At 70.5% G+C, this 12,965-nt stretch carries 12 protein-coding genes and 1 tRNA gene; 9 read left to right on the top strand and 4 right to left on the bottom strand.

Features of this window, described 5'->3' with window-relative positions:
* Nucleotides 1-2 precede the first annotated feature (2 nt).
* The 6 genes from FEF34_RS22725 to FEF34_RS22700 all read left to right on the top strand — a co-directional run bounded on the left by FEF34_RS22725 (nucleotide 3) and on the right by FEF34_RS22700 (nucleotide 4,762).
* Nucleotides 3-73, top strand: a tRNA-Gln gene (locus FEF34_RS22725).
* Between the two features lie 113 nt (nucleotides 74-186).
* Nucleotides 187-1,635 (top strand): bifunctional UDP-N-acetylglucosamine diphosphorylase/glucosamine-1-phosphate N-acetyltransferase GlmU, encoded by a 1,449-nt coding sequence (gene glmU, locus FEF34_RS22720; protein WP_138054791.1) that lies wholly within the window; start codon nucleotides 187-189, stop codon nucleotides 1,633-1,635.
* Nucleotides 1,636-1,752: 117 nt separating this feature from the next.
* Nucleotides 1,753-2,727 carry a ribose-phosphate diphosphokinase gene (locus FEF34_RS22715; RefSeq protein WP_138054790.1) on the top strand — a complete coding sequence of 325 codons (975 nt, stop codon included), beginning with the start codon at nucleotides 1,753-1,755 and terminating at the stop codon, nucleotides 2,725-2,727.
* Between the two features lie 194 nt (nucleotides 2,728-2,921).
* Nucleotides 2,922-3,533, top strand: coding sequence for a 50S ribosomal protein L25/general stress protein Ctc (locus FEF34_RS22710; protein ID WP_138054789.1), 612 nt, complete (start codon nucleotides 2,922-2,924; stop codon nucleotides 3,531-3,533).
* A gap of 93 nt (nucleotides 3,534-3,626) precedes the next feature.
* A complete protein-coding gene (gene pth, locus FEF34_RS22705; RefSeq protein WP_138054788.1) occupies nucleotides 3,627-4,226 on the top strand; it encodes an aminoacyl-tRNA hydrolase in 600 nt (199 codons plus the stop codon).
* A 65-nt stretch (nucleotides 4,227-4,291) separates the two neighbouring features.
* Nucleotides 4,292-4,762: a hypothetical protein gene (locus tag FEF34_RS22700; protein WP_138054787.1), complete on the top strand. Its 471-nt coding sequence runs from the start codon at nucleotides 4,292-4,294 to the stop codon at nucleotides 4,760-4,762.
* 398 nt (nucleotides 4,763-5,160) lie between these two features.
* Here the strand turns inward: FEF34_RS22700 and ppc are convergent, their stop codons facing one another.
* The gene (gene ppc, locus FEF34_RS22695; protein WP_138054786.1) at nucleotides 5,161-7,890 is read right to left on the bottom strand and encodes a phosphoenolpyruvate carboxylase; all 2,730 of its coding nucleotides are present in this window, start codon (nucleotides 7,888-7,890) and stop codon (nucleotides 5,161-5,163) included.
* Nucleotides 7,891-8,106: 216 nt separating this feature from the next.
* Here ppc and FEF34_RS22690 point away from each other — a divergent pair, with 216 nt between their 5' ends.
* Together FEF34_RS22690 and FEF34_RS22685 are read left to right on the top strand one after the other, a co-directional pair.
* Nucleotides 8,107-9,087 (top strand): acyl-CoA desaturase, encoded by a 981-nt coding sequence (locus tag FEF34_RS22690; RefSeq protein ID WP_138054785.1) that lies wholly within the window; start codon nucleotides 8,107-8,109, stop codon nucleotides 9,085-9,087.
* Nucleotides 9,084-9,761, top strand: a complete 678-nt coding sequence (locus FEF34_RS22685; RefSeq protein WP_138054784.1) for a TetR/AcrR family transcriptional regulator — start codon at nucleotides 9,084-9,086, stop codon at nucleotides 9,759-9,761. The genes FEF34_RS22690 and FEF34_RS22685 overlap by 4 nt, the downstream gene beginning before the upstream one ends.
* A 388-nt stretch (nucleotides 9,762-10,149) precedes the next feature.
* Here FEF34_RS22685 and FEF34_RS22680 read toward each other — a convergent pair whose 3' ends face one another.
* Both FEF34_RS22680 and FEF34_RS22675 read right to left on the bottom strand, forming a co-directional pair.
* Complete coding sequence (locus tag FEF34_RS22680; RefSeq protein ID WP_138054783.1) at nucleotides 10,150-10,512, bottom strand: VOC family protein; 363 nt, start codon at nucleotides 10,510-10,512, stop codon at nucleotides 10,150-10,152.
* A 25-nt stretch (nucleotides 10,513-10,537) separates the two neighbouring features.
* Complete coding sequence (locus FEF34_RS22675) at nucleotides 10,538-11,359, bottom strand: trans-aconitate 2-methyltransferase (protein WP_138054782.1); 822 nt, start codon at nucleotides 11,357-11,359, stop codon at nucleotides 10,538-10,540.
* A gap of 132 nt (nucleotides 11,360-11,491) precedes the next feature.
* Between FEF34_RS22675 and FEF34_RS22670 the strand changes: the two genes are divergently transcribed.
* Entirely contained in the window at nucleotides 11,492-11,989 is a 498-nt protein-coding gene (locus FEF34_RS22670; RefSeq protein WP_138054781.1) for a MarR family winged helix-turn-helix transcriptional regulator, read from the top strand.
* Here the strand turns inward: FEF34_RS22670 and FEF34_RS22665 are convergent.
* Nucleotides 11,948-12,727, bottom strand: coding sequence for a LuxR C-terminal-related transcriptional regulator (locus tag FEF34_RS22665; protein ID WP_138057661.1), 780 nt, complete (start codon nucleotides 12,725-12,727; stop codon nucleotides 11,948-11,950). The genes FEF34_RS22670 and FEF34_RS22665 overlap by 42 nt on opposite strands.
* Nucleotides 12,728-12,965: the final 238 nt, after the last annotated feature.

Below are 12,965 nucleotides of genomic sequence, written 5' to 3'. Positions count from 1 at the left end.
AATCCCGGGTCGTCTAAGGGCAAGACGTCAGATTTTGGTTCTGATCATGGGGGTTCGAGTCCTCCCCCGGGAGCAAACATGCTCAGTGCGGGTCCTGACCTCACGGTCAGGACCCGCACTTATTTCACGCCTGTACGCCCCCGGTATCCTTCGGGTGTCCACCACCCGAAGCCGAAGGGCATTCCCGTGAGCGCCAACCGCCCGGCCGCCGTCGTCGTCCTTGCAGCGGGTGAGGGCACCCGCATGAAGTCGAAGACCCCCAAGGTCCTGCACGAGATCGCCGGGCGCTCGCTCGTCGGGCACGTCGTGTCCGCCGCCCGTGAGCTCGGACCCGAGCAGCTCGTCGTGGTCGTGGGTCATGCGAGCGAACACGTCAGGCAACATCTCGCGGCGCACTACGAGGGGACGCGCACGGCCTTCCAGGCGGAGCAGAACGGCACGGGCCATGCCGTACGGATGGCGCTGGAGGAGCTGGGCCAGGCCCCGGACGGCACGGTCGTGGTCGTGTGCGGTGACACTCCCCTCCTTTCCGGCGAGACGCTGTCGGCGCTCGCCGAAACGCATGCGACCGACGGCAACGCCGTGACGGTGCTGACGGCGGAGGTCCCGGACTCGACGGGGTACGGCCGGATCGTGCGGGACGCCGTCACGGGTGCGGTGACCGCGATCGTGGAGCACAAGGACGCCTCCGAGGCCGAGCGGGCGATCAAGGAGATCAACTCGGGTGTCTTCGCGTTCGACGGCCGGCTGCTGGCGGATGCGCTGGGCAAGGTGCGCACGGACAACAGCCAGGGCGAGGAGTACCTGACGGACGTGCTCGGGATCCTGCGCGAGGCGGGGCACCGGGTGGGTGCGTCGGTGGCCGGGGATCACCGCGAGATCCTGGGGATCAACAACCGGGTACAGCTCGCGGAGGCGCGCCGGCTGCTGAACCAGCGGCTGCTGGAGCGGGCCATGACGGCCGGCGTGACGGTGGTGGATCCGGCGTCGGTGCTGGTGGACGTGACGGTGACGTTCGAGCGGGACGCGGTGGTTCACCCGGGTACGCAGTTGCTGGGTGCGACGCATGTGGCGGAGGACGCCGAGGTGGGTCCGAACACGCGGCTGCGGGACACGGTGGTGGGCCGTGGGGCGCGGGTGGACAACACGGTGGCGGACCGCGCGGTGATCGGCGAGTCGGCGTCGGTGGGTCCGTACGCGTATCTGCGTCCCGGGACGAAGCTCGGCCCCAAGGCCAAGGCGGGTACGTACGTGGAGATGAAGAACGCCTCGCTCGGCGAGGGCACGAAGGTGCCGCATCTGTCGTACGTGGGTGACGCGACGATCGGTGAGTACACGAACATCGGTGCCGCTTCGGTGTTCGTGAACTACGACGGTGAGGCGAAGCACCACACGACGATCGGCTCTCACTGCCGGACGGGGTCGGACAACATGTTTGTTGCTCCTGTCACAGTCGGGGACGGTGCGTACACCGCGGCGGGCTCGGTGATCACGAAGGATGTGCCTCCGGGTTCGCTGGCCGTGGCCCGTGGCCAGCAGCGGAATATCGAGGGTTGGGTGGCGCGGAAGCGTCCGGGGAGCGCGGCCGCGCAGGCAGCTCAGGCCGCAGGTGAGGTCGTGGAGCGCGAAGGCTGACCAGGAACGGGTGCGTCAATCTCGGCGTACCGTGATACGTGCACACGATTCGGCTGGCTCGCCGCAACCAGGGACGGGCGGATCAGCAGCAGAGAACACGTCTGAGGAGACAGTGCTGTGACCGGGATCAAGACGACCGGCGAGAAGAAGCTGATGCTCTTCTCCGGCCGCGCCCACCCCGAGCTGGCCGAGGAGGTCGCCCATCAGCTGGGTGTCGGCATAGTGCCGACGAAGGCCTTCGATTTCGCCAATGGTGAGATCTACGTTCGTTTCCAGGAGTCGGCGCGTGGCGCGGACTGCTTCCTGATGCAGAGCCACACGGCTCCCATCAACAAATGGATCATGGAACAGTTGATCATGATCGATGCTCTGAAGCGGGCCTCCGCGCGGAGCATCACGGTGATCCTGCCGTTCTACGGTTACGCCCGTCAGGACAAGAAGCACCGCGGCCGTGAGCCGATCTCGGCGCGCCTGGTGGCGGATCTGATGAAGACGGCCGGTGCGGACCGGATCCTCACGGTGGATCTGCACACGGACCAGATCCAGGGCTTCTTCGACGGTCCGGTGGATCACCTGTTCGCGCTGCCGCTGCTGGCCGACTACGTCGGTGCGAAGGTCGACCGCTCGAAGCTGACGGTGGTGTCCCCGGACGCCGGCCGGGTACGGGTGGCGGACCGCTGGTGCGACCGCCTGGACGCACCGCTGGCGATCGTCCACAAGCGCCGCGACAAGGACGTGGCGAACCAGGTGACGGTCCACGAGGTCGTGGGCAACGTCGAGGGCCGGGTCTGCGTCCTGGTCGACGACATGATCGACACCGGCGGCACGATCTGCGCGGCCGCGGAGGCGCTGTTCGCGCACGGTGCGGAGGACGTCATCGTCACGGCCACGCACGGTGTGCTGTCGGGTCCCGCCGCGGACCGGCTGAAGAACTCGAAGGTGAGCGAGTTCGTGTTCACGGACACGCTGCCGGACCCGAGCAATCTGGAGCTGGACAAGATCACGGTCCTGTCGATCGCGCCGACGATCGCCCGTGCGGTGCGTGAGGTCTTCGAGGACGGCTCGGTGACGAGCCTGTTCGAGGAGCAGTAGCCGACGGGCGGCAGCACCGCGCGATCGGAGATCGATTTAGGCTGCGGCCTCCCTCCGGGTAGACTCATCGGGTTGCTCGGCGAGGGAGGCCGTACCCGTTTCGGTACGGCGGTCCGTTATCGACGCGCTCTTCGTAGCAGGCCAGTCGTGGCCGGGTGACTGTTCATGTTCGTCACCGCATACGAGGAGTGCACATGTCCGAGGTGAAGATTTCCGCGGAGCTCCGCAGCGAGTTCGGCAAGGGCGCCGCCCGGCGCATCCGTCGCGACAACAAGGTTCCCGGCGTTCTCTACGGTCACGGCTCGGACCCGATCCACGTGACGCTGCCCGGCCACGACCTGCTGCTGGCACTGCGTACCCCGAACGTCCTGCTCGCGCTGGACATCGAGGGCAAGAAGGAGCTGGCCATCCCGAAGGCGGCGCAGCGCGACCCGCTGAAGGGCTTCCTGGAGCACGTGGACCTGCTGCTGGTGAAGCGTGGCGAGAAGGTCACGGTCGAGGTTCCGGTGCACGCCGAGGGCGAGCTGGCCCCCGGCGGCAACCTGCTGGAGCACGTGCTGAACGCGCTGCCGGTCGAGGCCGAGGCCACCCACATCCCCGAGTCCTTCACGGTGTCCGTCGAGGGTCTGGAGGCCGGCGCCTCCGTCCACGCCAAGGACGTCGAGCTGCCGAAGGGCGTCTCCCTGGCCGTGGACGAGGACGCGGTCGTGCTGCAGGTCCTGGCCGCGCAGGCCGAGGAGCCTGTCGGCGAGGCCGAGGAGGCCGAGGCAGGCGAGGCCGTGGCCGGCGAGGGCGCCGAGGCCTGAGCCGTACGCTCTGCTTGACGGGGTGGCGGGCCGCGCGGCCCGCCACCCCGTTCTCTGTTCTTCGGACTCGTTTGCGGACTCGAGGAGACGTTCATGACGACGGTCGACGCCAACGCGCCCTGGCTGGTGGTGGGGCTGGGCAATCCGGGGCCGGGTTACGCGGGGAACCGCCACAACGTGGGGTTCATGGTCGCGGACCTGCTCGCGGAGCGGATGGGCGGGAAGTTCAAGCGGGCGGCCAAGGCGCAGGCTCAGGTGGTGGAGGGCCGGATCGGTCCGGCCGGTCCGGGAAGCCGGCGGGTGATCCTGGCGAAGCCGATGTCGTACATGAATCTTTCGGGTGGTCCTGTGGTGGCGTTGCGGGACTTCTACAAGGTTCCGACGGCGCACGTGGTGGCGGTGCACGACGAGCTGGACATCGATTTCGGGGTGCTGCGGCTGAAGCTGGGCGGCGGTGACAACGGGCACAACGGGCTGAAGTCGATGACGAAGGCGATGGGTTCGGACTACCACCGGGTGCGGTTCGGCATCGGGCGTCCGCCGGGGCGGATGCAGGTGGCGGACTTCGTGCTGAAGGACTTCTCCGGTGCCGAGCGCAAGGAGCTGGACTATTTCGTGGACCGCGGGGCGGATTCGGTGGAGTGTCTGGTGACGGAGGGGCTGGAGCGCGCGCAGAGTGCGTACAACTCCTGACAAGCACCCCATAGCGCTGGCCATGAGTTGACCGGGTGCGGTCGGGTGCCGAAGGATCGCGCCCCATGAAGCGGAACTCCTCCGGCCGGATGCTCGACCACGGCCGCCGTGTGTCCATGGCCGCGGTGGCGCTTCTGCTGCTCGTCGCCGGCTTCTGGTCGTCCTGGGGCACTGCCCAGCACGTGCTGCTGTCCAAGGGGCGTGAGCACGGGACGCTCACCGTCGCCGACTGCGGCGAGAAGACGTGCACGGGCCCGTACGACCCCGATGGGCCGGGCGGCGCGCGGTCGGGCATGGTCATCGAGCGGTCGGTGGCGGTGGCCGAGGGCGCGGAGCTCGCCGTGGTGGTGAAGCCGGGCACGGACGAGGTCGTGCGCACCGGCTGGCCCGGGGTGCTGCATGCGTGGCTGCCCCTGGGCGGTGCGCTGCTGCTCGCCGCCTGTGTGATCGGCGGCGGTCTGCGGATGGCCCGGACGGCTTGGGCGACGGCCGCCGCGGGCGGGGTGTTGCTGGTGGGCGCGTTCTTCGCGCTCTGAGCGCTCTGAGGATCCCCTCCCGCCCCGGCGGGCCGGATGCCGGACAGCCCCTGCCCGCCCAGGACCCGCGTCTACCGGGCACGCACCGCCCCCCGTTCGGCGATACCGGCTGCGGCACCGGCGCCTGCCCCTCGGCTCGCCGCGGAGCGGATGGGTGGCCCCGCCCGGAAGGGCGCGGGAGCCGGAAACGGCCCGGGGCCCGGAAAGCGACGGTCCGGAAGTGCTCGGGGCCCGGAAAGCGACGGCCCGGAAGTGCCCGGGGCCCGGAAAGCGACGGCCCGGAAGTGCCCGGGACCCGGAAGCGAGCCCGGGCTCCGGAAGGACAACGGAGCCCGGAAACGAGTCCGGGGGCCCGGGAGGGGTTCCCGGGCCCCCTGCCGTCGGGGCGGAGCGGGGCGTCAGCCCGTGTTGCGCAGTCCGGCCGCGACGCCGTTGACCGTCAGCAGCAGCGCCCGCGAAAGCAGCGGGTCCGCCGGCTCGGCGCGTTCGGCGGTGGCGCGCTGCCGGGCGAGCAGCGAGACCTGGAGGTAGGAGATCGGGTCGAGGTAGGCGTCCCGGATCCCGAAGGTCTGCTGGAGTCCCGGGTTGGAGTCGAGCAGCTGCTCGCCGCCGGTGACGCGCAGCACCTCACGAACCGTCAGCTCGTGTTCGGTCTCGATGTCGGCGAACACGTGCTTGAGGTCGTCCGGTACGAGGGTGTCCACGTAGTGGCGGGCGATCCGCAGATCGGTCTTGGCGAGGGTCATCTCGACGTTGGAGATGAAGTTCCGGAAGAAGTGCCACTTCTCGTACATCTCCTCCAGGACGGAGTCCTGGCCGGCTTCGCGCAGGGCCCGCAGGCCGGAGCCGACGCCGAACCAGCCGGGCACGATCTGCCGCGACTGGGTCCAGCCGAACACCCACGGGATGGCCCGCAGACCGTCCAGGCCGGCGCCGCTGTCGGGGCGGCGGGAGGGCCGGGAGCCCAGGTGCAGCTCGGCGAGCTGGTCGACGGGAGTGGAGGCGAAGAAGTACGCCGGCAGGTCCGGGTCCTCGACCAGCTTGCGGTAGGCGGCGTGGGCGGCGTCGGAGACGGTGTCCATCGCGGTGTCCCAGCGGGCGAGCGCCTCGTCGCTCTGCCGGGGCGCGGTGTGCAGGGCGGACGCCTGGAGGGTCGCGGCGACCGTGAGCTCCAGGTTCTCCCTGGCCAGGGAGGGGATGAGGTACTTGTCCGAGATGACCTCGCCTTGTTCCGTCACCTTGATCTCGCCCTCGAGCGTGCCCCAGGGCTGGGCCAGGATGGCCTCGTGGGTGGGGCCGCCGCCGCGGCCGACGGTGCCGCCCCGGCCGTGGAACAACCTGAGCCTGACCCCGTAGCGGTGGGCGACGTCCCGCAGCCTGCGCTGGGCGCGGTGGATCTCCCACTGGGAGGTGGTGATGCCGCCGAACTTGGAGGAGTCCGAGTAGCCGAGCATGACCTCCTGGACGTCGCCGCGCAGGGCGACGAGCCGGCGGTAGGAGGGGTCGGCGAGCATCTCGTCGAGGATGACGTCGGCCGCCCGGAGTTCGTCGGTGGTCTCCAGCAGCGGCACGATGCCGATCCTGGCCCACCCGGCGTGCAGGTCGACCAGTCCGGCCTCGCGGGCCAGCACGGCCGCCGCGAAGACGTCGTCCGCGCCCTGGCACATCGAGATGATGTAGGACTCGATGACCTCGGGTCCGAAGCGCTCGAAGGCTTCCTTGACCGTGTGGAACACACCGAGGGTCTTGGCGCCGGCGGCGTCGAGCGGTGCCGGGGTCGGGGCGAGCGGCCGCCGGGAGCGGAGCTCCTTGGCGAGCAGCTTCTGCCGGTACTCGCGGGGCATGTCGGCGTAGCGCCAGGTCTCCTCGCCGAGCCGGTCGAAGAGCTGGCCGAGGGCGTGGTGGTGCGCGTCGGCGTGCTCGCGCACGTCCATGGTGGCGAGCTGGAGCCCGAAGGCGGCGAGGGTGCGGATGGTGCGGTCGAGTCGGCCGTCCGCGAACAGCCCGCCGCGGTGCTCGCGCAGCGACGTCTGGATGAGGGTGAGGTCCTGGAGCAGCTCGGCGGTGCCCAGGTAGTCGCGGCCCTTCTCGTGGGGGGTGCCCTTGGCGAGCCGCTGCCGGGTGTTGACGAGCTTCTGGCGGATGCAGGTGGCCTTGAGCCGGTAGGGCTCCTCGGCGTTGAGCCGCTTGTAGCGGGGGCTGATCTCCGGCAGGCGCTCCAGGTCGGACTGGAGGGATTCCAGCAGTTCCTCGGTGGCGCCGGCGTAGCGGATCGAGTTGGACAGCAGGGCGCGCAGCGAGTCGACGGCTTCGAGGGCGTCGGTGATGCCGTGCTCGTGCTGGAGGATCAGGACCTCGCGGGTCACCTCGGGGGTGACGTTGGGGTTGCCGTCGCGGTCGCCGCCGATCCAGGTGCCGAAGGTGAGGGGCCGGGTACCGGGCGGGAGCTCGACACCGGCGCGCTCCAGCTCGGCGGCGAGGTCTTCCAGGACGTCCCCGACGGCGCCCGCGTGGAGCTCGTCGAGGTAGTAGATGGCGTTGCGGGCCTCGTCGGCGGGCTCGGGGCGCACGACCCGGAGCTCGTCGGTCTGCCAGATCAGGTCGATGCTCTCGGCGAGCCGCAGGTCGTGCCGGCGGCGGTCGGCGGGGTTGACCGGGGTTTCCAGCAGCTCGGCGATGCGCCGGAGCTTGTTCAGCACGGACCGGCGGGCCGCCTCGGTGGGGTGCGCGGTGAAGACCGGCCGCACGTTGAGGTTGCGCACGGTCTCGCGCAGGTGCTCGGGGTCCGCCTCCTTGAGCATGTCGGCGGTCCGGGAGAGCAGCCCGCCCTCGGCGGCGCGGCGCTCGCGCATCTCGCGGCCGCGGTGCACCTGCTCGGTGACGTTGGCAAGATGGAAGTACGTGGAGAAGGCACGCACCAGCTTCGCGGCGGTTTCCAGGTCGGTGTCCCCGAGCAGCTCCGCGGCGGCGTCGCCGTCGGACCGGGTCAGGGCGCGTACGCGTTCGACGAGGTCGAGGAGTTCGGGGCCTTCCTGCCGTACGAGGGTCTCGCCCAGCAGATCGCCCAGTCGGCGGATGTCGGAACGCAGCTCCGCGCTGGCGGATGTGGTCTGGTCGGCACTGCTCACAGGTGCGGCTCCTTGCAGTGTTTGAGCACGTCTGGAGGTTTCCGGAGGCTTTGCGGACCACGCTGTCCGACGACTCCAAGGATAGGTGTCCGTTCACTCGGCGTTGTCCACCGCCCTCTTGCCGCGAGGTTTCGCGCTGCCATACTTACGACCCCGTAGGTTACGGTTCCGTAGCCGGATGGTTCAGCCACACCCTCACCCCCCAGGGGACACCCCATGACCACGAGTCCCGATGTGATCGACGACGCCCGGAAGTCGTCCGCACCCGATCTCCCCTCCGCCACGCTGGGCGGCGACAGCAAGCGTTCGATCGAGCAGATCGCCCTGCTGATGTTCATCACGGTGCCCTTCCTCGCGCTCCTGGCGGCGATCCCGCTGGCGTGGGGCTGGGGTGTGAGCTGGCTCGACCTCGGCCTGCTGGTGGCGATGTACTTCATCGGCTGCCACGGCATCACGATCGGCTTCCACCGCTACTTCACCCACGGCTCCTTCAAGGCCAGGCGGCCACTGCGGATCGCGCTGGCGATCATGGGATCGCTGGCCGTGGAAGGCCCCCTGGTGCGCTGGGTGGCCGACCACCGCAAGCACCACAGGTTCTCCGACGCCGAGGGCGACCCGCACTCGCCGTGGCGTTTCGGCGAGACGGTCCCGGCACTGATGAAGGGCCTGTGGTGGGCACACATCGGCTGGATGTTCGACGAGGAGCAGACGCCGCAGCAGAAGTACGCGCCCGACCTGATCAAGGACCCGGCGCTCCGGGCGATCTCGCGCCAGTTCGTGATCTGGACGATCGTGTCCCTGGCCATCCCCCCGCTGGTCGGCGGTCTGGTGACGATGTCGTGGTGGGGCGCGTTCACCGCGTTCTTCTGGGGCTCGCTGGTGCGGGTCGCACTGCTGCACCACGTGACGTGGTCGATCAACTCGATCTGCCACGCGGTCGGCAAGCGCCCGTTCAAGTCGCGCGACCGTTCGGGCAACGTGTGGTGGCTCGCTGTGCTGTCGTGCGGTGAGTCCTGGCACAACCTGCACCACGCCGACCCGACGAGCGCCCGGCACGGCGTCGAGCGCGGGCAGATCGACTCCAGCGCCCGGCTGATCCGCTGGTTCGAGAAGGCGGGCTGGGCGTACGACGTGCGCTGGCCGAGTGCGGACCGGATTGCCGCCCGGCGCCGGAAGGAAGCCGCGGAGGCGGCATGATTGAGGGCGTGGCGATCGACGGCAGCAGCACCAGCAGCAGTGAGAAGCCCCGGCGTGGGCGCAGGGTCCGGATGACCGGGGCGGAGCGCCGCCAGCAGCTGCTCGACATCGGTCGCACGCTTTTCGCGGCGAAGGGCTTCGAGGGCACGTCGGTGGAGGAGATCGCGGCGAAGGCCGGGGTCTCCAAGCCGGTGGTGTACGAGCACTTCGGCGGCAAGGAGGGGCTGTACGCGGTCGTGGTCGACCGGGAGATGCGCCAGCTGCTGGACATGGTGACCGGGGCTCTGACCGCGGGGCATCCGAGGGAGCTGCTGGAGCAGGCGGCGTTCGCGCTGCTGGACTACATCGAGACCTACACGGACGGTTTCCGCATCCTGGTCCGTGATTCGCCGGTCGCCCAGTCCACGGGTACGTTCGCGTCGCTGATCAGCGACATCGCCACGCAGGTCGAGGACATCCTGGGCCTTGAGTTCAAGGCCCGCGGCTTCGACCCGAAGCTGGCGCCGCTGTACGCGCAGGCGCTGGTGGGGATGGTGGCGCTGACGGGTCAGTGGTGGCTGGACGTCCGCAAGCCGAAGAAGGCGGAGGTCGCGGCGCACCTGGTGAACCTGGCCTGGCACGGGCTGGACGGGCTGGAGCAGAAGCCGCGGCTGATAGGACACCGCAAGAGCTGAGCGGCTGCGGCGCGCGGCGGGTCGCGTTTCGTTTCGTCGCGTCGCGTCGCGTCGCGTCGCGTCGCGTCGGGGGCGTGCACGGCGAGGCGGGGTGCACGGAATGACGCCCACGCGCCGCGCCGACCCCCCGGCGGACACCGCGCCGATCTCCGCACCCGCACCGCACCGACCCCCCAGCGGACACCGCGCCGATCTCCGCACCCGCACCGCACCGACCCCCCAGCGGACACCGCGCCGATCTCCGCACCCGCACCGCACCGACCCCCCGGCGGACACCGCGCCGATCTCCGCACCCGCACCGCGCCGATCCCCCAGCGGACACCGCGTCCGGCCGGCGTCCGGTTCGCCGCTCGTCGCGGGAGGGACGCCGGCCGGGCGGCCGGGCCGGTCACTCCACCGGTTCCAGGAACTCCAGCCGGTTGCCCACCGGGTCCTTCGAGAAGAAGCGGCGGTGGCCAGGCAGCGCCTCGTCCCAGACGACCTCGGCGCCGTGGGCGAGCAGGCGCTCGGCGAACGTCTCGATAGCGGTCACCCGCAGCCCCGGATGGGCCTTGCGCGCGGGCCGGAACTCGGGGTCGACGCCGAGGTGCAGCTGGACGTCGCCGGTCCGGAACCAGCAGCCGCCGCGGACGGCGAGCGACGGCGGCTTGGCGATCTCGGTCATCCCCAGAGCGCCGCCGTAGTACGCCCGCAGGGCTTCCTCGGAGCCCGCGGGCATGGCGAGCTGGACGTGGTCAAGAGTGGTCAGCACAGGGACGTGTCCCTTCCCTACGGGCCTACAGCGGCTTGCGGGCCACGGCGAAGATGCGGCGGAACGGGAAGACCGTTCCGTGCGGCCCGGGCGGATAGGCCTTGCGGAGCAGATCGCGGTACTGGGAGAGGAACTCGTCGGTGGCCTCCTCATCCCCGTCGAGCGCGGTGAGGACCGGGCGCAGCGCGGTGCCCTTCACCCAGTCCAGGACGGGATCCTCGCCGGTGAGCAGCTGGAGGTAGGTCGTCTCCCAGGTGTCGGCGGCGCAGCCGAGGTCGGCGAGCCGGAGGAGGTAGTCGGCCGGGTCCAGTACGTGGACGAAGCGGCGCCCCTGGTCGGCGAGGCGGTCGCGCCACTGCGGGGTGTCGCAGAGCTCGCCGAGCAGCGCGTGGCTGGGCGAGGTGAAGTTGCCGGGCACCTGGAAGGCGAGGGTGCCGCCGGGCGTGAGGCCGTCGACCCAGGTGGCGAAGGACTCGGGGTGGTTGGGCACCCACTGGAGCGCGGCGTTGGAGACGATGAGGTCGTAGGGCTCGTCGGGGGTCCAGTGGGCGGCGTCGGCAGGGCGGAAGTCGATCCAGCCGCCGCCGCTGGTGGTGCCCGCGTACTCCTTCTCGGCGCGGGCGAGCATCTCGGGTGAGAGGTCGAATCCGGTGATCCGTGCGTCCGGCCACCGGTCGGCGAGGAGCACGGTGACGTTGCCGGGGCCGCAGCCGAGGTCGGCGATGCGAGGCGGGCGGTTTCCGTGGGGCAGTTCGGGTATACGGCCGAGCAGATCGAGGAACGGGCGGGTTCGATGGCCTGAGTGACGGAGATACTGCTGTGGATCCCAGGTTGGAACGGAATGCATGTTCGATCCCCCTTGCAGGAACGTTCATCGGAACCGGAACAGGGGCCCCGGCCCGACCATGCCCAATGGTCCATCCAAACATATCTTGACGTCAAGAGACTTCATGTCGACAGACCCTTTACACTGATCGTCATGGAGGACGAGGTCGACCGACTGGTCGCTGCCTGGCGCCGCGAGCGCCCCGACCTCGACGTGGAGCCACTCGAGGTGCTCAGCCGCGTCTCCAGACTCGCGCGCCACCTCGACCGCGCGCGCAGGATCGCCTTCGCCGAGCACAATCTGGAGCCCTGGGAGTTCGACGTCCTGACGTCGCTGCGGCGCGCGGGGGCGCCCTACCAGCTCTCCCCCGGCCAGCTGCTCACCCAGACCCTGGTCACATCGGGCACGATGACCAACCGCATCGACCGGCTCGCCAAGAAGGGCCTGGTCGAGCGGCTTCCCGATCCCAGCGACCGTCGCGGTGTGCTGGTGCGGCTCACCGCCGAGGGGCGGGACCGCGCCGATCAGGCGCTCGCCGGACTGCTCGCCCAGGAACGCGCGATCCTGGCGGAGCTGTCCCGTGCGGAGCGCGGTGAACTCGCCGGTCTGCTACGCCAGTTGACCGCCCCGTTCGACAACGTCCCCAGCTGAGGGCGCGAGTTCTGCGGGGCCGACCCCGGCCCGGCGGGCCAGCGCCACCGCGGCGAGGGTCGAGTGGACTCCGAGCTTGCCCAGGACGTTCTGCATATGGGTGCGCACGGTGTGCGGGGAGAGGAACAGCCGCTCCGCGACCGCCTTGCGGCCCAGTCCGGCCACCATGCACCGCAGGACCTCCCGCTCGCGCGGGGTGAGCGACTCCACGAGCCGCTCGCTCTCGGTGCGATGCTTGCGCGCGGCGGTGAGCTCCCGCAACACGCCGGTGAGCAGCGCGGGGGGCAGATGCGTCTCATCGCGCAGGACGCCCCGGATCACCGTGAGCAGACGCTGTAGGGAGCAGTCCTTGGCGACCCAGCCGGAGGCGCCGGCCTGGAGCGCGAGCGCGGCCCGGCGCGGGTCGTCCTTCTCGGCGAGCACGACCGTCCGCACCGCAGGGCGCGCGGTGCGGACCGCGGCGACCAGGGAGATCCCGTCGACGAAGCCGTCGCCGTTGTCGGGGACGGCCCGCGCGACCACGGGGCCACCCGGTGCCCTCGCGATCCCCAGATCGGCGTCGACCAGCATCACGTCGAATCTGCGCCCCTCGGCCGCCGCGCGCTCGAGGCAGCGCAGCGCGGCCGGGCCACTGCCCGCCGCGGCGACCTCGACGTCCGGCTCGGCGGCGAGTGCCGCCGCGAGGGACTCGGCGAAGATTCGGTGGTCGTCCACGACGAGGACCCGGATACGAACCACAGACACCCCCAGGCTGCGTTTTCCGGCGGAGGCCACGCGTCGACGGGCACGGCGCCCGGTAGGAGTGGGTGGGCCGTCACGGCCGCCGCCGCGATTGACCGATACCCCGCCCCGGGCGTCGTACCCGACCGTCTCGCCCCCTGATCAGCACCGGCCCCCACCGGTGCACGTGCTTCAGAGTACGGAAGGCGGCCCTGAGGGGAAGGGCATTTGCAGAACTGGCCGGACGCCGTGTTTA

This window comes from Streptomyces marianii, assembly GCF_005795905.1.
GTDB lineage: Bacteria > Actinomycetota > Actinomycetes > Streptomycetales > Streptomycetaceae > Streptomyces > Streptomyces marianii.
This window is presented reverse-complemented; position numbering and strand designations above follow the sequence as displayed.

Excerpts from the sequence above, each read along its gene's own strand:
- FEF34_RS22700 (WP_138054787.1), top strand. The coding sequence starts at position 4,292 with ATGAAGCGGAACTCCTCCGGCCGGATGCTCGACCACGGCCGCCGTGTG.
- FEF34_RS22710 (WP_138054789.1), top strand. The coding sequence starts at position 2,922 with ATGTCCGAGGTGAAGATTTCCGCGGAGCTCCGCAGCGAGTTCGGCAAG.
- pth (WP_138054788.1), top strand. The coding sequence starts at position 3,627 with ATGACGACGGTCGACGCCAACGCGCCCTGGCTGGTGGTGGGGCTGGGC.
- FEF34_RS22675 (WP_138054782.1), bottom strand. The coding sequence starts at position 11,359 with ATGCATTCCGTTCCAACCTGGGATCCACAGCAGTATCTCCGTCACTCA.
- FEF34_RS22670 (WP_138054781.1), top strand. The coding sequence starts at position 11,492 with ATGGAGGACGAGGTCGACCGACTGGTCGCTGCCTGGCGCCGCGAGCGC.
- FEF34_RS22690 (WP_138054785.1), top strand. The coding sequence starts at position 8,107 with ATGACCACGAGTCCCGATGTGATCGACGACGCCCGGAAGTCGTCCGCA.
- FEF34_RS22685 (WP_138054784.1), top strand. The coding sequence starts at position 9,084 with ATGATTGAGGGCGTGGCGATCGACGGCAGCAGCACCAGCAGCAGTGAG.